The organism is Pseudomonas kielensis (assembly GCF_014236655.1).
In the GTDB taxonomy this organism is placed as follows: domain Bacteria; phylum Pseudomonadota; class Gammaproteobacteria; order Pseudomonadales; family Pseudomonadaceae; genus Aquipseudomonas; species Aquipseudomonas kielensis.
This window is the reverse complement of the sequence record NZ_JACMYG010000015.1, coordinates 62,489-83,200: the sequence shown is the minus strand read 5'-3', so window position 1 is coordinate 83,200 and position 20,712 is coordinate 62,489. Positions and strand designations below refer to the sequence as shown.

The following is a 20,712-nucleotide window of genomic DNA, read 5'->3' as shown; positions in this document are numbered from 1 at the left end:
GCCACTTGTCCGGCCCGGTCGCTCGATGGCCTTAACCGAAAGCAGAATTTGAGTGGAGAACAGCATGAGTGCAGTTGAAAGCGTCGGCCCACAAGCGTTGCCGGCACTGCAAGAGCAAGTCGAGCAGATCATTGCCGAAGCCAAGCGCCAGGGTGCCAGTGCCTGCGAAGTGGCTGTGTCTCTTGAGCAGGGCCTGTCGACTTCGGTACGCCAACGAGAAGTCGAAACGGTTGAGTTCAATCGCGACCAGGGCTTTGGCATCACCTTGTATGTTGGCCAGCGCAAAGGCTCGGCCAGCACCTCGGCCAGTGGCGCCGAGGCGATTCGCGAAACCGTTGCCGCGGCACTGGCGATCGCCAAGCACACCTCCGAAGACGAACACTCGGGCCTGGCCGATGCCGCGCTGATGGCCAAGGACCTGGCGGACTTCGATCTGTTCCACGCCTGGGACATCACGCCTGAGCAGGCGATCGAGAAGGCTCTGGCTTGCGAAGCCGCCGCCTTTGCCGCCGACAGCCGGATCAAGAATGCCGATGGCACGACCCTCAGCACCCATCAGGGCTGCCGGGTGTATGGCAACAGTCATGGCTTCATTGGTGGTTATGCGTCGACCCGCCACAGCCTCAGTTGCGTGATGATCGCCGAGGCCGACGGCCAGATGCAGCGCGACTACTGGTATGACGTCAATCGCCAGGGCAACCTGCTGGCCGATCCGTCGAGCATTGGCCAACGCGCAGCGCAGCGCGCCGCCAGCCGCCTGGGCGCGCGGCCGGTGCCGACCTGTGAAGTGCCGGTGCTGTTTTCCGCCGAGCTGGCGGGCGGCCTGTTTGGCAGTTTCCTGGGGGCGATCTCCGGCGGCAATCTGTACCGCAAGTCATCCTTCCTCGAAGGCGCGCTGGGGCAGAAACTGTTTCCTGAGTGGCTGACCATCGATGAGCGCCCGCACTTGATGCGCGCCATGGGCAGTTCGGCGTTCGACGGTGATGGCCTGGCCACCTACGCCAAGCCATTCGTCGAAAACGGCGAGTTGGTCTCGTACGTGCTGGGTACCTATTCCGGCCGCAAGCTCGGCATGCCGAGCACCGCCAACTCGGGCGGCGTGCACAACCTGTTCGTCACCCATGGTGATGAAGACCAGGCAGCGCTGTTGCGGCGCATGGGTCGTGGCCTGCTCGTGACCGAGCTGATGGGCCATGGGCTGAACATGGTGACCGGCGATTACTCCCGGGGCGCGGCAGGGTTCTGGGTCGAGAACGGCGAAATCCAGTTTGCGGTCCAGGAAGTGACGATTGCCGGCAACATGCGCGACATGTTCAAGCAGATCGTGGCCGTCGGTAATGACTTGGAGCTGCGCAGCAATATTCGCACCGGCTCGGTGCTGATCGAGCGGATGACGGTGGCGGGCAGCTAAACCTTAACGCTGCAAAAAAGGCGCGCCATCCCATCGGATGGCGCGCCTTTTTTTATGTGCCTTACCCGGCCCCCAGTGGGAGCGAGCCGGGCGGCGCTCCGCTTGCTCGCGATGGCGGTCGAACACTCCCCAGGATCCCAACGGACACTCCCGCAATGAGTCCTCCGTTCGCAGTGGGCTTGTTTTGGTTCTCATTATCATCTAATAATAAATCTCATTACCGAATGAGTCTGGGTCATGAGTTTTGCCTTGCACGAGCAGCCTTACCTCGAAAGCTGGCGCTGGATGAGTCGTCAGATCCGCTGTGCGCTGGAGCCTGACGAACCGCGCCTGATCGCACATTACCTGGCCGAAGGCCGGTATCTGTCCTGTTGTACGGCCACTTCGGCCTGGACCGTTGCTGAAACCTCATTTCGTTTGCTGCTCGACACCGCTGTCGATGTCGCCTTGCCTTGGCATTGGCGCAGCCTCTGCCTGGACCAGGCCTGGCGACCACTGCGCGACCTGGAGCGCTTGTCGTTGTGCAAGTGCCGGCTCAAGCGCTGGCAAAGCTACACCTGGCAACTGGCGACCTGCGAGTTGTTGCCCTCCATTCCCCTCATTGAACTGGTGCAAGGATTTCCCGATGAGTAATACCCGTATCGAACGTGACAGCATGGGTGAGTTGCAAGTCCCGTTAAACGCCTTGTACGGCGCACAGACCCAGCGCGCCGTGGACAACTTCCCCATCAGCGGCCAGCGCATGCCGGCGCAGTTCATTCGTGCGCTGATCCTCGCCAAGGCGGCCGCTGCCAAGGCCAACGTGGAGCTCCAGCAGTTGAGCGAAGCCCAGGGCAAGGCCATTGTCGATGCGGCCCAGGGGCTGCTCGAAGGGGATTTCATGCCGCACTTTCCGGTGGATATTTTCCAGACCGGCTCCGGCACCAGTTCCAACATGAACGCCAACGAAGTGTTGGCCACCCTGGCCAGTCGCCTGCTGGGCGAGCCGATCAATCCAAACGACCATGTCAATTGCGGCCAGAGCAGCAATGACATCATTCCGACCACCATCCACGTCAGCGCCGCACTGGCGCTGCACGAACAACTGCTGCCGGCGCTCGAGCACCTGGTGCAGGTGATCGAGCGCAAGGCCGAGCAGGTTCACCCGTTCATCAAGACCGGGCGTACCCACCTGATGGACGCCATGCCAGTGCGCATGAGTCAGGTGCTCAACGGTTGGGCGCAGCAGCTCAGGGCCAACATCGGTCATGTGCACAATCTGTTGCCGGCCCTGCAATCCCTGGCCCAGGGAGGCACGGCGGTGGGCACCGGGATCAATGCGCACCCGCAGTTCGCGGCACGTTTCTGCCAGCAACTGAGCGCCCTGACCAAGGTGCCGTTCACTCCGGGCAAGGACCTGTTTGCCCTGATCGGTTCCCAGGATACCGCCGTGGCGGTGTCCGGACAGCTCAAGGCGACTGCCGTATCGCTGATGAAAATCGCCAACGACCTGCGCTGGATGAACTCAGGCCCCTTGGCCGGCCTGGGTGAAATCGAGCTCGAAGGGTTGCAGCCGGGTTCATCGATCATGCCCGGCAAAGTCAATCCGGTAATTCCAGAAGCGACCGCGATGGTGGCCGCGCAGGTGATCGGCAATGACAGCGTGATCACCGTCGCTGGGCAGTCGGGCAACTTCGAGCTGAACGTGATGCTGCCGATCATTGCCCAGAATCTGCTGAGCAGCATCGAGTTGCTGGCCAATTCCAGTCGCCTGCTGGCGGACAAAGCCATCGCTACCTTCAAGGTCAACGAGGCCAAGCTCAAGGAAGCTCTGTCGCGCAACCCGATCCTGGTCACTGCGCTCAACCCGATCATTGGCTATCAGAAGGCCGCCGAAATCGCCAAGACCGCTTACCAGCAAGGTCGCCCGGTGATCGATGTGGCCCTGGAGCACACCGACCTGTCGCGAAGCCAACTGCAAGAGCTGCTCAATCCGGAAAAGCTCACCGCAGGCGGCGTGTAATCACTGTCACCGCTTAGGAGGCTCACCATGGAGCACTGGAAACGCACGATCGAAAGGGCCAACCGCTGCTTCATGCTGGGCGAATTGATCGATGCTCGCGAGGCCTACCTGCAGGCCCTGGCACTGGCCCAGGTGTTGTTCGCCCGCTGGGCGGACGCGGACGAGGCGGTAGCCGCCTGCGTGATCTCCCATCACAACCTCGCCGACCTGCATCTGCGCCTGAACCAGCCGGAGGAGAGCGCTGAATACCTGTGCGCCATCCATCAAATGCTGTTGCAGACTCTGCAGGACCCGCGTCAGGCACCGGCCTTACGTGAGGCGGCACTGCGTCAAAGCAGCAAGACCTATGTCGAGCTGCTCACGTTCATCAGCGAGTACGGCGAGTACCCGCGTACCCAGCGTTTGCTGCACATCGATACCGCTGCGCAGCCCAATGCCGCGCACGCTTTTTATGGAGCTCATTAAAATGGCTTTTACCTTGCCGGCCCTGCCTTACGCCTACGATGCCCTGGAACCGCATATCGATGCGCAGACCATGGAGATCCACTACACCAAGCACCACCAGACGTACATCAACAACCTCAATGCTGCGGTGGAGGGCACCGAGTTTGCCGAGTGGCCGGTGGAGCGCCTGGTGGCCAGTGTCCAGCAATTGCCACAAAAGCTGCGCGCAGCGGTGATCAACCAGGGTGGCGGGCATGCCAACCATTCGTTGTTCTGGGCGGTCATGGTGCCCAACGGTGGTGGTCTGCCAGCAGGCGACTTGGCCAAGGCGATCGATGCTCAACTGGGTGGTTTCGACAGCTTCAAGGAGGCCTTCACCAAGGCCGCGCTGAGCCGTTTTGGCAGTGGCTGGGCGTGGCTGAGTGTGACCCCAGAAAAGACCCTGGTGGTGGAAAGCAGTGGCAACCAGGATAGCCCGTTGATGAATGGCAATACGCCAATCCTTGGTCTGGATGTCTGGGAGCACGCCTATTACCTGCGCTATCAGAACCGTCGCCCGGAATACATCAATGCGTTTTACAACGTTATCCATTGGCCGGAAGTTGCGCAGCGTTATCAGGCTGCGCTGGCTTGAGCCTTCACTGTAAGAAGATCTAAGGCCACTTATGGGCACTGAAACACTGACGATCAGCAGTGGGCGAATGTTTCGTTATGCGCTGGGTTCGCTCCTGCTGCTGGCAGGTACTGCCTTGCTGGTGGCCCATGGCCTGGCGTGGCTCAACCTTGAGCCAAAGTTGATGCGGGCCCTGCAGGGCGGGGCGATCTGCGCGCTGGGCACGGCCCTGGGCGCGGTGCCGGTGCTGGTGATCCGGCGGATGCCGGTGGCGCTCAGCGACACCTTGCTGGGTTTTGGCGCCGGGGTGATGCTGGCAGCAACGGCCTTTTCGCTGATTGTGCCGGGAATCGCCGCCGCTGAAAGTCTGGGGCTGTCCTCCTGGGCTGCCAGCGGCCTGATCTGCTGCGGCATCCTGCTGGGGGCGTTCGGGCTGTTTGTGGTGGATCGTCAGATGTCCGGTGCGACCCCCGAGATGCTGGTGGGCACCCAAGAGCGCCCAGTCATCCCGCCACGCATCTGGCTGTTCGTATTCGCCATCATTGCCCACAACATTCCAGAAGGCATGGCCGTGGGAGTCTCGGCCGGTGGTGGCATGGCGGACGCAGACAGCCTGGCCATGGGCATTGCCTTGCAGGATGTGCCGGAAGGGCTGGTCATCGCGCTGGTGCTGGCCGGGGCCGGGATGTCGCGGGTCAAGGCCTTCCTGATCGGCGCCGCATCAGGGCTGGTCGAGCCGGTGTTTGCACTGCTGTGTGCCTGGCTGGTGAGCCTGGCCGAGGTGATCCTGCCGTTGGGCCTGGCCCTGGCTGCAGGGGCGATGCTGCTGGTGGTGACGCATGAGGTGATCCCCGAGTCGCGCCGCAATGGCCACGAGAAGCTTGCCAGCCTGGGTTTGCTGATCGGGTTTTGCCTGATGATGGTGATGGATACAGCGCTGGGGTAGGGCTGCCTACTCGCCTTCGTCGAAGTAGTTGTTGATCAGTGCTACCAGGGCATCCAGCGCTTCCTGTTCCTGCTCGCCTTCGGTGCTCAGGTGGATGCGAGTGCCTTTGCCTGCGGCCAGCATCATCATGGCCATGATGCTCTTGCCGTCGACCATCGACTGTGGGGTGCGTCCTGCACGAATCTGGCATGGGTACTGGCCTGCAACGCCGACGAACTTGGCTGAAGCGCGGGCGTGCAGGCCCAGTTTGTTGATGATTTCAATTTCCAGAGCAGGCATCGCGGTGTGAATCCTTTAGCTAAGGTCGCGGTGGCGAACCTGGACATTCTTCAGGGATTTTTGCAGGACCTGGCCCAGGCGTTCGGTCAGGTAGACGGAGCGGTGATGCCCGCCCGTGCAGCCAATGGCTATGGTCACGTAGGCCCGATTGCTGGCGGCAAAGCGCGGCAGCCATTTGAGCAGGTAGCTGGAGATGTCTTCAAACATTTCTTCGACATCCGGCTGAGCGGCCAGGTATTCGGCAACCGGCTGGTCTAGCCCGGACTGAGCGCGTAGTTCCGGTTTCCAGTAGGGGTTGGGCAGGCAGCGGACGTCGAACACCAAATCGGCATCCACTGGCATGCCACGCTTGAACCCGAACGACTCGACCAGGAATGCCGTGCCCGGCTCGGGTTGATTGAGCAGGCGCAACTTGATGGTGTCACGCAGTTGGTAGAGGTTCAGGTCGGTGGTGTTGAGCTTGAGGTCGGCCAGGTCGGCGATCGGCTCCAGCAGGCGGGTCTCGTCCTGGATGGCTTCGGCCAGCGAACGCTGCGAGCTGCTCAGCGGGTGGCGGCGACGGGTTTCCGAGAAGCGCTTGAGCAGGGTTTCTTCATCGGCATCGAGGAACAGCACATCACATTGGATGTGCCGGTTGCGCACTTCTTCGAGCAATTCAGGGAAACGCGACAAATGGCTCGGCAGGTTGCGCGCATCGATCGATACGGCCACCAGCGGCTGGGCCAACTCGTCGTGAAGCAACGCGCGTTCGGCCAACTCTGGCAGCAACCCGGCGGGCAGGTTGTCGATGCAGTAGTAGCCGTTGTCCTCCAGAACATTGAGGGCCGTGCTTTTACCGGAGCCGGAGCGGCCGCTGACGATGATCAGGCGCATGATTAGTGACCGTTTTGTTCGTCCAGGACGACCTGGTACAGGGCTTCGCTGGTGCTGGCACTGCGCAGGCGGTCGCGCACTTCCTTGCGGTCCAGCATGCTGGCGATCTGGCGCAGAAGTTCCAGGTGGGCATCGGTGGCGGCTTGCGGGACCAGCAGCACGAACAGCAGGTCGACCGGAGCGCCGTCGATGGCGTCGAAATCAATAGGCGCATCCAGGTGCATCAAGGCGCTGATGGGCGCCTCGCAGCCTTTGAGGCGGCAGTGAGGAATGGCGATGCCGTTGCCAAAACCGGTCGAACCGAGTTTTTCACGGGCAATCAGGCTCTCGAAGACATCTTGCATCTCCAGATCCGGGACTTCCCGGGCGATCAGGTTGGCAATTTGTTCGAGGGCGCGTTTTTTACTGCCGCCCGGCACGTTCACCAAAGAACGGCCGGGGGTCAGGATGCTTTCAAGTCGGATCATGGGATGGGGGTGTTAACGACCGGTTGCGCCTTGGAGGAGGCTCTGGGTCTTTTCCTTATGCTTTTTAAGTTGACGGTCCAGCTTGTCGGTCAGCAGGTCAATGGCGGCATACATGTCCGTATGCTCGGCATTGGCGACCACTTCTCCGCCGGGGATATGCAGCGTGGCTTCGATTTTCTGCAACAGCTTCTCGACATTCATCGTGACTTGCACGTTGGTGATCTTGTCGAAATGCCTCTCCAGTCGGTCGAGTTTTTCGCCGATGTAGGTGCGCAGAGGTTCGGTAACTTCCAGTTGGTGTCCACTGATGTTGACTTGCATACAGCTTCTCCTTCGTTGCCAGTGCATAAGGCGGCAGGCCGAGTTGCCTGCCACTAGGGTGTCTGCGAAAGATTTCGAAAACACCCTGGAACGCGGTGGCGTGGCCCGTTACATCAATCGCTTGCGTTCGCTCGAAGGCGCGATCCCGAGGGATTCACGGTACTTGGCGACGGTACGACGGGCTACCTGAATACCTTGTGCCTCCAGTAAACCAGCGATCTTGCTGTCACTCAACGGCTTTTTCTGATTTTCCGCGGCAACCAGTTTTTTGATGATCGCGCGGATCGCCGTGGACGAGCATTCGCCGCCTTCGGAGGTGCTGACGTGGCTTGAGAAAAAGTATTTCAGCTCATAGATACCGCGCGGGGTATGCATGAATTTTTGCGTGGTGACCCGGGAAATCGTCGACTCGTGCATGCCCACCGCTTCGGCGATGTCATGCAGGACCAGCGGCTTCATCGCCTCGTCGCCATATTCGAGAAAGCCGCGCTGGTGCTCGACGATCTGGGTGGCCACTTTCATCAGGGTTTCGTTGCGGCTTTGCAGGCTCTTGATGAACCAGCGTGCCTCTTGCAACTGATTGCGCATGAAGGTGTTGTCGGCGCTGGTGTCGGCGCGACGCACGAAACCGGCGTACTGAGGGTTGACCCGCAAGCGCGGTACCGACTCCTGGTTCAGTTCCACCAGCCAGCGTTCGTTGTCCTTGCGCACGATCACATCGGGCACCACGTATTCGGCTTCGCTGGACTCGATCTGCGAGCCGGGCCGCGGGTTGAGGCTCTGGACCAGTTCGATGACCTGGCGCAGTTCGTCTTCCTTGAGCTTCATGCGCCGCATCAACTGGCTGTAGTCGCGGCTGCCGAGCAGATCGATGTAATCACTGACCAGGCGCTTGGCCTCTGCCAGCCAAGGGGTCTTGGCGGGCAGCTGGCGCAATTGCAGCAACAGGCACTCACCCAGGTTGCGGGCGCCGATGCCGGCGGGCTCGAATTGCTGGATGCGGTGCAGGACGGCTTCGATTTCGTCCAGCTCGATGTCCAGTTCCGGGTCGAATGCCTCGAGAATTTCCTCGAGGGTTTCGTCCAGGTAGCCCTGATTGTTGATGCAGTCGATCAGGGTCACGCCGATCAGGCGATCGGTGTCGGACATCGGGGCCAGGTTCAATTGCCAGAGCAGGTGGCTCTGCAGGCTTTCACCGGCGGAGGTGCGGGTGGTGAAATCCCACTCGTCGTCATCGTTGCTGGGCAGGCTGCTGGCGCTGGTCTGGTAGACGTCTTCCCAGGCGGTGTCGACCGGCAGTTCGTTGGGAATGCGTTCGTTCCATTCACCTTCCTCGAGGTTATCCACCGTGGGGGCGGTTTCCTGGTAGGAGGGTTCCTGGACGTCGGTGTTGGGTTTGTGCTCGATGTTGTCCGCCATAGGGTCGGCGTTATCGAAGTCGTCGCCTTCTTCCTGGCGTTCGAGCATTGGATTTGACTCCAAGGCTTCCTGGATTTCCTGTTGCAGGTCCAGGGTCGACAATTGGAGCAGGCGGATGGCCTGTTGCAGCTGCGGTGTCATCGTCAGCTGCTGGCCCATTCTCAAGACTAGCGATGGTTTCATGGCTGGGGCTTAACACCTTATTCGCCGGCGCACGTGCGCCATCCACTACAGGGCGCCGGAGCGCCAAACTTAAGCAAATTATATGCCTGAAACTGAAGTGTTTGCCTAGAGCGTCATGACAATAAAAATATTCAGGCTTTCATTGACAATGCGCTCTACCGGCAGGCCAGACGCCTCGCTGCTTAAAGGCGGAACTCGTGGCCCAGGTACACTTCCTTGACCAGTTCGTTGGCCAGGATGGTTTCAGCGTCACCTTCTGCGATCAGTTGACCATCGTTCACGATGTAGGCGGTTTCGCAGATGTCCAACGTTTCACGCACGTTGTGGTCCGTGATCAGTACGCCAATGCCCTTGGCCTTGAGGTGATGGATGATCTGCTTGATGTCACCGACCGAAATCGGGTCCACGCCGGCGAAAGGTTCGTCGAGCAGGATGAACTTCGGCGCGGTGGCCAGGGCGCGGGCAATTTCCACGCGGCGTCGTTCGCCACCGGAAAGGCTCATGCCCAGGTTGTCGCGGATATGGTTGATGTGGAACTCCTGCAACAGGCTTTCGAGTTCCTTGCGCCGACCGGCCTTGTCGAGTTCCTTGCGGGTTTCGAGAATGGCCATGATGTTGTCGGCAACCGACAGTTTGCGGAAGATCGACGCCTCCTGTGGAAGATAGCCGATACCTGCCCGTGCGCGACCGTGCATGGGCTGGTGGCTGACATCCAGGTCGTCGATCAGTACGCGACCCTGGTCGGCCTGCACCAGGCCGACGATCATGTAGAAGCAGGTGGTCTTGCCGGCACCGTTGGGGCCAAGCAGGCCGACGATCTGGCCGCTGTCGATGGACAGGCTGACGTCACGCACGACCTGACGGCTCTTGTAGCTCTTGGCCAGGTGCTGGGCTTTCAGAGTTGCCATTACTGGGCCTTTTGCTCGTCAGTTTTCTTTTTCGGCTGGATGACCATGTCGATCCGCGGACGTTGCTCAGTGACCTTGCTGCCCGTGGCGCGACCGGCGCTGGCGAGCTTTTTGTTGGTGTCGTAGACGATTTTCTCGCCCTGGGTAATGTTGCCGTCCTTGTCGACGACTTTGGCCCGATCGATCAGCACGACGCGGTCTTGCGAGGCGTGGTACTGGATGGTCACCCCGTAGCCCTGCACGGGTTTGGAGTCGCCCGCCGTTTGCACTTGCTCGAAGTAGGCCAGGTTGCCAACCGAGGTCACGACGTCGATGTCACCCGCTGCGGTGCGGGTGATGGTCACGGTGTTGCCGGTGACCTTCATCGAGCCCTGGGTGATGATCACGTCGCCCTTGTAGGTGGCGATACCGTTCTTGTCGTCCAGTTGGGCGTCGTCGGCCTGGATGCGGATAGGTTGATCTCTATCGGTCGGCAGGGCCCAGGCGCTCACGCTTCCCAGTGCTGCGCCCAAACTGAGCAAAATAGGGAGGGTTTTAACGAGCCTCATACTGTCCTCTTACGTTCGATAGCAGGTGTATCCTGCTTTCTTTCAAATACGCCTTCATTCCGGTACCAGTCGATACACCGCCAGCGCCGTCGATTCTAACGGCTTGCTGGGTCTGCGCATATTGTTGCTTGGGGAATACCGTCATGCGTGTGGTGGTGATGACCATCGGGCGATTCTTGGCATCGGTGCGTGCAATGCGCACCGAGTCGATGAGTTCGACCTCGGTGCCGTCAGGATTGACCTCGCCACGCTCGCTCTGCACATGCCAGGGGAATTCGCTGCCGCGATACATCTGCAGGTCCGGCTTGGTCAGCAAGGTGACTTCGCTGGCCTTGACGTGTTCGACCTTGTCGGACGTCATGTCGTACTGCAACTTGCCATCTGGCTGGAACTGCACGCTGTGGGCGTTGATGGCGTAGTAGTCGATCTCGCTCTCGTTGACCGCGGCTACCGGCTTGTCGAGAAAGCGCTCAGGGCTGATGTTCCAGTAGCCGACAGCCGCTAACAACGCGGCGATGGCTGCGAAAAACACGATATTGCGAAACTTTTTACTCAGCATAAATGACTCACAGGTACGCAGCGTTGGCGTCTTCCAGATTGCCTTGGGCGCGTAATATCAATTCACAGAATTCTCGAGCAGCACCTTCGCCACCACGGGCCTCGGTGATGCCGTGGGCGTGTTCGCGGACAAAACTCGCGGCATTGGCAACGGCCATGCCGAGGCCGACGCGCCTAATCACCGGCAGGTCGGGTAGGTCGTCGCCCAGATAGGCGACCTGTTCATAGCTTAGGCCCAGTTGCGCGAGAAGCTCGTCGAGCACCGCAAGTTTGTCCTCGCGGCCTTGATACAGGTGGCTTATCCCCAGGTTTTTGGCGCGACGCTCGACCGCCGGGCTTGTTCGACCACTGATAATGGCCATTGTCACACCGCTGGCCAGCAACATTTTCATGCCCTGGCCGTCGAGGGTGCTGAAACTCTTGAATTCGCTGCCATCCTCGAGGAAATTCAGGCGACCGTCGGTGAGTACGCCGTCGACATCGAAGACCGCCAGCTTGACGGGCCTGGCGCGTTCGAGCAGGTCGTCAGCCATTACATCACCCCTGCGCGCAACAGGTCGTGCATGTTCAGGGCGCCGATCGGGCGGTCATCGTTGTCGACCACCACCAGGGCGTTGATCTTGTTGTCTTCCATGATCTTCAGGGCTTGTGCGGCGAGCATGTCGGCCCGGGCGGTCTTGCCATGAAGGGTCATGACCTCTTCGATCCTGGCCTGCTGGAAGTCGATCGAGCGGTCCAGGGTGCGCCGCAGGTCGCCGTCCGTGAAAATCCCGGCCAGGGTGCCATCGGCTTCCAGGACCACGGTCATGCCCAGGCCCTTGCGGGTCATTTCCAGCAAGGCGTCTTTGAGCGATGTACCGCGCACCACCTGTGGCAGTTCGGCACCGATGTGCATGACGTCTTCGACTTTCAGCAGCAGGCGCCGACCCAGCGCGCCGCCCGGGTGGGAGAAGGCGAAGTCCTCGGCGGTAAAGCCCCGGGCTTCCAGCAAGGCCACCGCCAGGGCGTCGCCCATCACCAGCGCTGCCGTGGTCGATGACGTCGGCGCCAGGTTCAGCGGGCAGGCTTCATGCTCGACATGCACGTTCAGATTGACGTCGGCGGCTTTGGCCAGTGTCGAGTCAGGGTTGCCGGTCAGGCTGATCAACTGGATTCCCATGCGCTTGATCAGCGGGAGCAGGGTGATGATTTCGTGGGTCGAGCCGGAATTGGACAAGGCGAGGATGATGTCATCGCGGGTAATCATGCCCATGTCGCCATGGCTGGCTTCGGCGGGGTGCACAAAAAAGGCCGTGGTGCCGGTGCTGGCCAGGGTCGCGGCAATCTTGTTGCCGATGTGCCCGGACTTGCCCATGCCGACCACCACCACTCGGCCTTTGCTGGACAGAATCAACTCGCAAGCGCGTACGAAGTCTGCGTCGATATGGGCCAGCAAGCCTTTGACGGCTTCCAGCTCGAGGCGGATCGTACGTTGTGCCGATTTGATCGGGTCGCTGGACTGGCTCATGTCTGAAGTCGAATAGCCTGGGAAAAGGTGGCGATTATAGCGGTAATGATCAATTCCCTCACGTTAGTTCGTCACGCTTTGTGCGGGCTGCGTCACGGGAACCCTGCGATTAACCGGCTTTCACCTTAATTGAAGCTGAATGCGGCGGTCTTCGGCCTTGGGCGCCATGACTGGGCAGTGATATAGTTCGCCGCCTGTCCGGCCTGCCAAGGATGATATGTGCTCTCGTCGGAGGGTGCGGCGTCCCAGTGTGAGGCTTGCATCGCAAGGAGTTTAGATGAGTGCCGATAACGCCTACGCGGTCGAGCTTAAGGGAGTGTCCTTCAAGCGCGGCGCGCGCAGCATTTTCAATAATGTCGATATTCGCATACCACGCGGTAAGGTCACCGGCATCATGGGGCCTTCCGGTTGCGGGAAAACCACGCTGCTACGCCTGATGGGCGCGCAGTTGCGTCCTTCCAGTGGCGAAGTGTGGGTCAACGGCCAGAATTTGCCCAAGCTGTCGCGCAGCGATCTGTTCGATGCGCGCAAGCATATGGGGGTGCTGTTCCAGAGCGGAGCGCTGTTCACCGACCTCGATGTGTTCGAGAACGTCGCGTTTCCGCTGCGCGTGCATACCCAACTGCCCGAAGAAATGATCCGCGACATCGTCCTGATGAAGCTGCAGGCCGTGGGTTTGCGCGGTGCCACCGATTTGATGCCCGACGAACTGTCCGGCGGCATGAAACGTCGTGTCGCGCTGGCCCGGGCGATTGCCCTGGACCCGGGCATCCTCATGTACGACGAGCCCTTCGTCGGGCAGGACCCCATCGCCATGGGGGTATTGGTTCGCCTGATCCGCCTGCTCAACGATGCCCTGGGGATCACCAGCATCGTGGTTTCCCACGACCTGGCCGAAACCGCGAGCATCGCTGACTACCTGTATGTGGTCGGTGATGGCCAGGTGCTGGGGCAGGGCACACCCGCCGAACTGATGGATTCCGATAATCCGCGGATCCGCCAATTCATGAAAGGTGATCCGGACGGTCCGGTACCCTTCCATTTTCCCGCGACGGATTACCGCGCAGATCTTCTGGGGAAGCGCTGATGCGCAAGACTTCACTGATAGAGAGAGTGCGTCGATTCGGCCAGGCGGCCATCGACAGCGTCGCGGTGCTTGGCCGTTCGTCATTGTTCCTGTTTCACGCCTTGCTCGGGCGCGGCAGCGTCGGCGGCGGGTTCAGCCTGCTGATCAAGCAACTGCACTCGGTTGGCGTGATGTCCCTGGTGATCATTGTGGTCTCGGGGATCTTCATCGGCATGGTGCTGGCGCTGCAAGGCTTCAACATCCTCTCCAGCTACGGCTCGGAGCAGGCGGTCGGGCAGATGGTGGCGCTGACCCTGCTGCGCGAACTGGGGCCGGTGGTGACTGCGCTGCTGTTTGCCGGGCGCGCCGGTTCGGCGTTGACCGCGGAAATCGGCAACATGAAGTCCACTGAGCAGTTGTCCAGTCTGGAAATGATTGGCGTCGACCCGCTCAAGTACATCATTGCCCCCCGGTTGTGGGCCGGCTTCATTTCCCTGCCGCTGCTGGCGATGATCTTCAGCGTGGTGGGTATCTGGGGTGGTTCCTGGGTGGCTGTCGACTGGCTGGGCGTGTATGAAGGCTCTTACTGGTCGAACATGCAAAACAGCGTGACGTTCAATGGCGATGTGCTTAATGGCATCATTAAAAGCATGGTCTTTGCCTTTGTCGTGACCTGGATCGCCGTATTCCAAGGCTATGACTGTGAGCCCACTTCAGAGGGGATCAGTCGTGCCACCACCAAGACAGTGGTGTATGCCTCGTTGGCCATTCTCGGCCTGGACTTTATTCTGACCGCCTTGATGTTTGGAGATTTCTGATGCAAAACCGCACCCTGGAAATCGGTGTCGGCCTTTTCTTGCTGGCTGGCATCCTGGCTTTACTGTTGCTTGCCCTGCGGGTCAGTGGACTGTCCCCGGTGTCGGGCACCGACACCTATAAACTTTATGCGTATTTCGACAATATCGCCGGTTTGACTGTCAGATCGAAAGTGACCATGGCCGGTGTGACCATCGGCAAGGTCACGGCAATCGATCTGGATCGCGACAGTTTCACCGGGCGTGTGACGCTGCAGCTGGAAAAACGGGTAGATAACCTTCCGTCCGATTCCACTGCATCTATCCTCACCGCTGGCCTGTTGGGCGAGAAGTACATCGGTATCAGCGTGGGCGGCGAAGAGTCGTTGCTCAAGGATGGCGGTACCATCCATGACACGCAGTCCTCGCTGGTACTCGAAGACCTGATCGGTAAATTCCTGCTCAATACTGTGAGTAAAGACGCTAAATGAGGAGTTTTTCCATGATCTCTACCTTGCGACGTGGCCTGTTGGTACTGCTCGCGGCCTTGCCGCTGGTGGCTAACGCTGTGGCTGCGCCTTCTGCGCACGAGCTGGTGCAGGACACGACCAACCGGTTGCTCGCCGATCTGGCGGCCAACAAGGAAAAGTACAAGCAGGACCCGAAAGACTTCTACGCCGCATTGAACAGCATTGTCGGGCCTGTGGTGGATGCCGAGGGCATTTCCAAGAGCATCATGACCGTCAAGTATTCGCGCAAAGCCACGCCAGCGCAGATGAAGGCCTTCGAAGAGAACTTCAAGACCGGCCTGTTCCAGTTCTATGGCAATGCCCTGCTTGAGTACAACAACCAGGGCATCACCGTTGATCCGGCCAAGGACGAGTCGGGCGACCGCACCAGTGTCGGCATGACCGTCAAGGGCAGCAACGGTGCGATCTATCCAGTGTCCTACACCCTGGAAAAGATCAATGGCGAGTGGAAACTGCGCAACGTGATCATCAATGGCATCAACATTGGCAAGCTGTTCCGTGACCAGTTCGCCGACGCCATGCAGCGCAACGGCAACAACCTGGACAAGACCATCAATGGTTGGGCCGGTGAAGTGGCCAAGGCCAAGGAAACCTCCGAGAAGCAAAGCCAATGAGTGACTCGGCCGTGCGTTTGGGTGAAGCCGGTGAGCTGCTGCTCAGCGGAGTCCTCGATTACCGCTCCGGGCCAGTCCTGCGCAAGCAGGGCCAGGCCTTGATCCAGTCGAGCACCGCACCTATCGTGGTGCTCGATTGCGCCGGCGTGGAGAAATCCAGCAGCGTTGGCTTGTCCTTGCTGCTGGCGTTCATGCGCGATGCGGCAGCGGCCGGCAAGGCGGTGAGCATTCGTGCCTTGCCAGACGATATGCGTGAAATTGCTCAGGTCTCAGGTTTGACCGAGCTTTTGGCGCACCCTTAACTAGCATCTATAAAGAAGCCCCCCGTCAGAGTCCTGCTATGCGGGGTTCGCAGGCGCGGGGCTTTTTTGTATGATGTCCGACCCGCGCGCACAGGGCGCCGATTGAGGTTGAGCATGCAGGCCGTAGAAGTGAAGAGCTTCCTTGAGGGAAAGCTTCCCGGAACTCAGGTAGAAGTTGAAGGCGAAGGCTGCAACTTTCAGCTGAACGTGATTAGCGATGAACTGGTGGCTTTGAGCCCGGTCAAGCGTCAGCAGAGCATCTATGCCCATTTGAACCCATGGATCGCCGATGGCAGCATCCACGCGGTCACTATGAAATTTTTCAGCAGCGCGGCCTGGGCCGAGCGCACCTGAGCCCAAGGGCGTCGAGATTCTTATGGATAAATTGATTATTACCGGCGGCGTTCGTCTTGATGGCGAAATCCGCATCTCCGGGGCAAAGAACTCTGCCCTGCCGATCCTGGCGGCAACGCTGCTGTGCGATGGCCCGGTGACGGTTGCCAACCTGCCGCACCTGCACGACATCACCACCATGATCGAGCTGTTCGGTCGCATGGGCATTGAGCCGGTGATCGACGAGAAGCTCAGCGTCGAAATCGACCCGCGTACCATCAAGACCCTGATCGCACCGTACGAGCTGGTGAAAACCATGCGTGCCTCGATCCTGGTATTGGGGCCGATGGTTGCCCGTTTTGGTGAAGCCGAAGTGGCACTGCCTGGCGGTTGCGCCATCGGCTCGCGTCCGGTCGACCTGCACATCCGTGGCCTTGAAGCCATGGGCGCGACCATTGACGTGGAAGGCGGCTACATCAAGGCCAAGGCGCCGGAAGGCGGTTTGCGCGGGGCCAACTTCTTCTTCGATACCGTCAGCGTGACCGGTACCGAGAACATCATGATGGCCGCAGCCCTGGCCAACGGCCGCAGCGTGCTGCAGAACGCCGCTCGTGAGCCAGAAGTCGTCGACCTGGCGAACTTCCTCAACGCCATGGGCGCCAACGTCCAGGGCGCGGGCACCGACACCATCACCATCGATGGCGTGAAGCGCCTGGGCACTGCCACCTACCGCGTGATGCCGGACCGTATCGAAACCGGTACCTACCTGGTAGCGGCAGCCGTGACCGGCGGCCGTGTGAAGGTCAAGGACACCGATCCGACCATCCTCGAGGCGGTGCTGGAAAAACTGCGCGAAGCCGGTGCGGAAATCACCACGGGCGAAGACTGGATCGAGCTGAACATGCACGGCAAGCGGCCCAAGGCGGTCAACGTGCGTACAGCGCCGTACCCGGCGTTCCCGACCGACATGCAGGCGCAGTTCATCTCCCTCAACGCCATTGCCGAAGGCACGGGCGCTGTGATCGAGACGATCTTCGAAAACCGCTTCATGCACGTCTACGAACTGCACCGCATGGGCGCGCATATCCAGGTCGAAGGCAACACGGCCATCGTGACCGGTATCGACAAGCTCAAGGGCGCGCCAGTCATGGCCACCGACCTGCGGGCCTCGGCCAGCCTGGTGATTTCGGCGCTGGTAGCCGAAGGCGACACGCTGATCGATCGCATCTACCACATAGACCGTGGTTACGAGTGCATCGAAGAGAAGCTGCAGATGCTCGGCGCGAAGATCCGCCGCGTACCGGGCTAGTCGTTGCGTCAAGGGCACAGGGAGGTGCCCACAGATTTGTTGAAGTCGAGCCTGTTACGGGCTCGACGTGTGTCCGGCGCCGTTTGCGACCGGGCATCAGTAGCCTGATAAGGACTGACGTTTCCCATGTTGACCATCGCACTGTCCAAGGGCCGCATCCTCGACGACACCCTGCCGCTTCTGGCTGAAGCGGGCATTGTGCCAACCGAGAATCCGGACAAGAGCCGCAAGCTGATCATCCCCACGACCCAGGCCGATGTGCGCTTGCTGATCGTGCGCGCCACCGATGTGCCGACCTACGTCGAGCATGGTGCCGCTGACCTGGGCGTCGCCGGTAAAGATGTGTTGATGGAATACGGCGGCCAGGGCCTCTACGAGCCGCTGGACCTGCAGATTGCCCAATGCAAGCTGATGACCGCCGGCAAGGTCGGTGCCATCGAGCCCAAGGGCCGCCTGCGGATCGCCACCAAATTCGTCAACGTTGCCAAGCGCTACTACGCCGAGCAAGGTCGCCAGGTCGACATCATCAAGCTGTATGGCTCGATGGAGCTGGCGCCGCTGATCGGCCTGGCGGACAAGATCATCGACGTGGTCGATACCGGCAACACGCTGCGGGCCAACGGCCTGGAGCCACAGGAGTTCATTGCGGCCATCAGCTCCCGGCTGATCGTCAACAAGGCTTCGATGAAAATGCAACACGCCAGGATCCAGGCGTTGATCGACACCCTGCGCCAGGCAGTGGAGTCGCGACACCGCGGCTGATTCGCTTGCGCGACGTTAAGTCGCGCCCGTCTATCCGCCTCATAGCCAGAATTCTCAGGTGCCCAAGCGGAACGACTGCTAGTTTAGGGCGCCTGAGTTTTTGCCATTCCTATGAGGCTCTCGCTATGACCGCACCGACTGCAATTCGCCGACTCAACGCTGCTGACCCGGATTTCGCGCATCATCTGGATCATCTGCTGAGCTGGGAAAGTGTGTCTGACGACTCGGTCAATCAGCGGGTGCTGGACATCATCAAGGCTGTGCGTGAGCGTGGCGATGCGGCGCTGGTGGAGTTCACCCAGCAGTTCGACGGCCTGCAAGTGGCCTCGATGGCCGACCTGATCCTGCCGCGCGAGCGCCTGGAACTGGCCTTGACCCGCATCACCGTGGCCCAGCGCGAAGCCCTGGAGGTCGCCGCGACCCGCGTGCGCAGCTACCACGAAAAGCAGAAGCAGGACTCCTGGAGCTACACCGAAGCCGATGGCACGGTACTGGGCCAGAAAGTCACGCCGCTGGACCGTGCGGGCCTGTACGTGCCAGGCGGCAAGGCGTCCTACCCGTCCTCGGTACTGATGAACGCGATTCCAGCCAAGGTCGCGGGGGTGACCGAGGTGGTCATGGTGGTGCCGACGCCACGGGGCGAAATCAATGAACTGGTGCTGGCTGCGGCCTGCATCGCCGGCGTCGACCGGGTGTTCACCATCGGCGGCGCCCAAGCGGTTGCCGCGCTGGCCTATGGCACCGAAAGCGTGCCGCGCGTGGACAAAGTAGTCGGCCCTGGCAACATCTACGTCGCCACCGCCAAGCGCCACGTGTTTGGCCAGGTCGGTATCGACATGATTGCCGGGCCTTCGGAAATCCTCGTGGTATGCGATGGCCAGACCGATCCCGACTGGATCGCCATGGACCTGTTCTCCCAGGCCGAGCACGACGAAGACGCCCAGGCCATCCTGGTCAGTCCCGACGCCGAATTCCTCGACCGGGTGGCGGCGAGCATCAACAAGCTGATGCCGACCATGGAGCGGGCCGAGATCATCCAGACCTCGATCAATGGTCGTGGCGCGCTGATCCAGGTGCGTGACATGCAACAGGCCATCGACGTGGCCAACCGCATTGCCCCGGAGCACCTGGAGTTGTCGGTGGCGGACCCGCAAGCCTGGCTGCCGCAGATCCGTCACGCTGGCGCGATCTTCATGGGGCGTCACACCTCCGAGGCCCTGGGCGACTATTGCGCAGGCCCCAACCACGTGCTGCCGACTTCCGGCACCGCGCGATTCTCCTCGCCGCTGGGGGTCTACGACTTCCAGAAACGCTCGTCGATCATTTTTTGCTCCGAAGCGGGCGCTTCTGAGCTGGGCAAGACTGCTTCGGTACTGGCCCGTGGCGAGTCGTTGACCGCCCACGCCCGCAGTGCCGAATACCGCATCGTTGCCGATCAGGAAGGGAACTGAACATGAGTAAATTCTGGAGTGCGTTCGTCAAGGACCTGGTGCCCTACGTTCCGGGCGAACAGCCGAAGCTGACCAAGCTGGTCAAGCTCAACACCAACGAAAACCCCTACGGCCCATCGCCCAAGGCGCTGGCCGCCATGCAGGTCGAGCTCAACGACAACCTGCGCCTGTACCCGGACCCCAACAGCGACCTGCTCAAGCAGGCGGTGGCCAGCTACTACGGCGTGCAAGGCAATCAGGTGTTCCTCGGCAACGGTTCCGACGAAGTCCTGGCCCACATCTTTCACGGCCTGCTGCAGCACGATAAGCCGCTGTTGTTCCCGGACATCAGCTACAGCTTCTATCCGGTCTACTGCGGCCTGTATGGCATCACGTTCGACGCAGTGCCTCTGGACGAGCAGTTCCAGATCAACCCGGCGCACTACGCGCGGCCGAACGGCGGGATCATTTTCCCCAACCCGAACGCGCCAACCGGCTGCCTGTTGCCCCTGGACGCTGTCGAGCAGATCCTCAAGGCCAGCCCGGATTCCGTGGTGGTGGTGGATGAGGCCTACATCGACTTCGGCGGTGAGACGGCGATCAGCCTGGTGGATCGCTATCCGAACCTGCTGGTGACCCAGACCCTGTCCAAGTCGCGCTCGCTGGCCGGCTTGCGGGTCGGCCTGGCCGTCGGTCATCCGGACCTGATCGAAGCGTTGGAGCGGATCAAGAACAGCTTCAACTCCTACCCGTTGGATCGCCTGGCGATTGTCGGGGCAGCGGCGGCGTTCGAGGATCGGGAGTATTTCACCAGGACTTGCCAGTTGGTCATCGACAGCCGCGAGCAGGTGGTCGCGCAGTTGCAGGAAAAAGGCTTTGAGGTCCTGCCGTCGGCAGCCAACTTCATCTTCGCCCGTCACCCGCAGCACGATGCGGCCGGGTTGGCGGCGAAGTTGCGTGAGCAAGGGGTGATTGTCCGGCACTTCAAGCAGGAACGGATTGCCCAGTTCCTGCGCATCTCCATCGGCACGCCGGAGCAAAACCAGGCGTTGATCGACGGTTTGGGCGACCTCTAAAGCAACGCAGCCCTCGG

At 60.7% G+C, this 20,712-nt stretch carries 26 protein-coding genes; 16 read left to right on the top strand and 10 right to left on the bottom strand.

Features of this window, described 5'->3' with window-relative positions; genetic code table 11:
- Positions 1 to 64 precede the first annotated feature (64 nt).
- The 6 genes from pmbA (at position 65) to H7995_RS15875 (ending at position 5,416) form a co-directional block, all read left to right on the top strand.
- Positions 65 to 1,411 carry a metalloprotease PmbA gene (gene pmbA, locus H7995_RS15900; RefSeq protein ID WP_166588770.1) on the top strand — a complete coding sequence of 449 codons (1,347 nt, stop codon included), beginning with the start codon at positions 65 to 67 and terminating at the stop codon, positions 1,409 to 1,411.
- Positions 1,412 to 1,648: 237 nt separating this feature from the next.
- A complete protein-coding gene (locus H7995_RS15895; RefSeq protein WP_185818588.1) occupies positions 1,649 to 2,044 on the top strand; it encodes a FagA protein in 396 nt (131 codons plus the stop codon).
- Positions 2,037 to 3,413 (top strand): class II fumarate hydratase, encoded by a 1,377-nt coding sequence (locus tag H7995_RS15890; protein WP_185818587.1) that lies wholly within the window; start codon positions 2,037 to 2,039, stop codon positions 3,411 to 3,413. The genes H7995_RS15895 and H7995_RS15890 overlap by 8 nt, the downstream gene beginning before the upstream one ends.
- 27 nt (positions 3,414 to 3,440) lie before the next feature.
- Positions 3,441 to 3,878, top strand: a complete 438-nt coding sequence (locus H7995_RS15885; RefSeq protein WP_166588767.1) for a hypothetical protein — start codon at positions 3,441 to 3,443, stop codon at positions 3,876 to 3,878.
- A gap of 1 nt (position 3,879) precedes the next feature.
- Entirely contained in the window at positions 3,880 to 4,491 is a 612-nt protein-coding gene (locus H7995_RS15880) for a superoxide dismutase (protein WP_166588766.1), read from the top strand.
- A gap of 31 nt (positions 4,492 to 4,522) precedes the next feature.
- On the top strand, positions 4,523 to 5,416 hold the full coding sequence (locus H7995_RS15875; protein WP_166588765.1) for a ZIP family metal transporter: 894 nt from the start codon (positions 4,523 to 4,525) through the stop codon (positions 5,414 to 5,416).
- A gap of 6 nt (positions 5,417 to 5,422) precedes the next feature.
- Here H7995_RS15875 and H7995_RS15870 read toward each other — a convergent pair whose 3' ends face one another.
- From H7995_RS15870 to H7995_RS15825, 10 genes are all read right to left on the bottom strand, one after another.
- Positions 5,423 to 5,695, bottom strand: a complete 273-nt coding sequence (locus tag H7995_RS15870) for an HPr family phosphocarrier protein (RefSeq protein ID WP_166588764.1) — start codon at positions 5,693 to 5,695, stop codon at positions 5,423 to 5,425.
- A 15-nt stretch (positions 5,696 to 5,710) separates the two neighbouring features.
- A complete protein-coding gene (rapZ, locus tag H7995_RS15865) occupies positions 5,711 to 6,568 on the bottom strand; it encodes an RNase adapter RapZ (protein WP_166588763.1) in 858 nt (285 codons plus the stop codon).
- A gap of 2 nt (positions 6,569 to 6,570) precedes the next feature.
- Positions 6,571 to 7,035, bottom strand: a complete 465-nt coding sequence (gene ptsN / locus H7995_RS15860) for a PTS IIA-like nitrogen regulatory protein PtsN (protein ID WP_095169350.1) — start codon at positions 7,033 to 7,035, stop codon at positions 6,571 to 6,573.
- A gap of 12 nt (positions 7,036 to 7,047) precedes the next feature.
- Positions 7,048 to 7,356: a ribosome hibernation-promoting factor, HPF/YfiA family gene (hpf, locus tag H7995_RS15855; RefSeq protein ID WP_003178005.1), complete on the bottom strand. Its 309-nt coding sequence runs from the start codon at positions 7,354 to 7,356 to the stop codon at positions 7,048 to 7,050.
- Between the two features lie 108 nt (positions 7,357 to 7,464).
- The gene (locus H7995_RS15850) at positions 7,465 to 8,958 is read right to left on the bottom strand and encodes an RNA polymerase factor sigma-54 (RefSeq protein WP_166588762.1); all 1,494 of its coding nucleotides are present in this window, start codon (positions 8,956 to 8,958) and stop codon (positions 7,465 to 7,467) included.
- Between the two features lie 182 nt (positions 8,959 to 9,140).
- Complete coding sequence (lptB, locus tag H7995_RS15845; RefSeq protein ID WP_095169352.1) at positions 9,141 to 9,866, bottom strand: LPS export ABC transporter ATP-binding protein; 726 nt, start codon at positions 9,864 to 9,866, stop codon at positions 9,141 to 9,143.
- Positions 9,866 to 10,414 (bottom strand): lipopolysaccharide transport periplasmic protein LptA, encoded by a 549-nt coding sequence (lptA, locus tag H7995_RS15840; protein ID WP_166588761.1) that lies wholly within the window; start codon positions 10,412 to 10,414, stop codon positions 9,866 to 9,868. The genes lptB and lptA overlap by 1 nt, the downstream gene beginning before the upstream one ends.
- Positions 10,401 to 10,973: an LPS export ABC transporter periplasmic protein LptC gene (gene lptC / locus H7995_RS15835; protein WP_166588760.1), complete on the bottom strand. Its 573-nt coding sequence runs from the start codon at positions 10,971 to 10,973 to the stop codon at positions 10,401 to 10,403. Before lptC ends, lptA begins: the two co-directional genes overlap by 14 nt.
- A 7-nt stretch (positions 10,974 to 10,980) precedes the next feature.
- Positions 10,981 to 11,505 carry a KdsC family phosphatase gene (locus H7995_RS15830; protein ID WP_182343527.1) on the bottom strand — a complete coding sequence of 175 codons (525 nt, stop codon included), beginning with the start codon at positions 11,503 to 11,505 and terminating at the stop codon, positions 10,981 to 10,983.
- Positions 11,505 to 12,479, bottom strand: a complete 975-nt coding sequence (locus tag H7995_RS15825) for a KpsF/GutQ family sugar-phosphate isomerase (RefSeq protein ID WP_182343529.1) — start codon at positions 12,477 to 12,479, stop codon at positions 11,505 to 11,507. Before H7995_RS15825 ends, H7995_RS15830 begins: the two co-directional genes overlap by 1 nt.
- A gap of 277 nt (positions 12,480 to 12,756) precedes the next feature.
- On the opposite strand from H7995_RS15825, the gene H7995_RS15820 reads away from it, so the two are divergent.
- The 10 genes from H7995_RS15820 to hisC all read left to right on the top strand — a co-directional run bounded on the left by H7995_RS15820 (position 12,757) and on the right by hisC (position 20,695).
- Positions 12,757 to 13,566 carry an ATP-binding cassette domain-containing protein gene (locus tag H7995_RS15820; protein ID WP_166588757.1) on the top strand — a complete coding sequence of 270 codons (810 nt, stop codon included), beginning with the start codon at positions 12,757 to 12,759 and terminating at the stop codon, positions 13,564 to 13,566.
- Entirely contained in the window at positions 13,566 to 14,363 is a 798-nt protein-coding gene (gene mlaE / locus H7995_RS15815; protein ID WP_166588756.1) for a lipid asymmetry maintenance ABC transporter permease subunit MlaE, read from the top strand. The genes H7995_RS15820 and mlaE overlap by 1 nt, the downstream gene beginning before the upstream one ends.
- Positions 14,363 to 14,830 carry an outer membrane lipid asymmetry maintenance protein MlaD gene (mlaD, locus tag H7995_RS15810; protein ID WP_166588755.1) on the top strand — a complete coding sequence of 156 codons (468 nt, stop codon included), beginning with the start codon at positions 14,363 to 14,365 and terminating at the stop codon, positions 14,828 to 14,830. The genes mlaE and mlaD overlap by 1 nt, the downstream gene beginning before the upstream one ends.
- A gap of 11 nt (positions 14,831 to 14,841) precedes the next feature.
- Positions 14,842 to 15,483 (top strand): MlaC/ttg2D family ABC transporter substrate-binding protein, encoded by a 642-nt coding sequence (locus H7995_RS15805; protein ID WP_166588754.1) that lies wholly within the window; start codon positions 14,842 to 14,844, stop codon positions 15,481 to 15,483.
- Positions 15,480 to 15,785, top strand: a complete 306-nt coding sequence (locus H7995_RS15800) for an STAS domain-containing protein (RefSeq protein WP_166588753.1) — start codon at positions 15,480 to 15,482, stop codon at positions 15,783 to 15,785. Before H7995_RS15805 ends, H7995_RS15800 begins: the two co-directional genes overlap by 4 nt.
- Positions 15,786 to 15,899: 114 nt before the next feature.
- Positions 15,900 to 16,139 (top strand): BolA family protein, encoded by a 240-nt coding sequence (locus tag H7995_RS15795; protein ID WP_003439919.1) that lies wholly within the window; start codon positions 15,900 to 15,902, stop codon positions 16,137 to 16,139.
- Positions 16,140 to 16,161: 22 nt separating this feature from the next.
- On the top strand, positions 16,162 to 17,427 hold the full coding sequence (gene murA, locus H7995_RS15790; protein WP_166588752.1) for a UDP-N-acetylglucosamine 1-carboxyvinyltransferase: 1,266 nt from the start codon (positions 16,162 to 16,164) through the stop codon (positions 17,425 to 17,427).
- 126 nt (positions 17,428 to 17,553) lie between these two features.
- On the top strand, positions 17,554 to 18,189 hold the full coding sequence (gene hisG, locus H7995_RS15785) for an ATP phosphoribosyltransferase (RefSeq protein WP_095169362.1): 636 nt from the start codon (positions 17,554 to 17,556) through the stop codon (positions 18,187 to 18,189).
- Positions 18,190 to 18,314: 125 nt separating this feature from the next.
- On the top strand, positions 18,315 to 19,640 hold the full coding sequence (hisD, locus tag H7995_RS15780) for a histidinol dehydrogenase (protein ID WP_166588751.1): 1,326 nt from the start codon (positions 18,315 to 18,317) through the stop codon (positions 19,638 to 19,640).
- Between the two features lie 2 nt (positions 19,641 to 19,642).
- On the top strand, positions 19,643 to 20,695 hold the full coding sequence (gene hisC / locus H7995_RS15775; protein ID WP_166588750.1) for a histidinol-phosphate transaminase: 1,053 nt from the start codon (positions 19,643 to 19,645) through the stop codon (positions 20,693 to 20,695).
- Positions 20,696 to 20,712 lie beyond the last annotated feature (17 nt).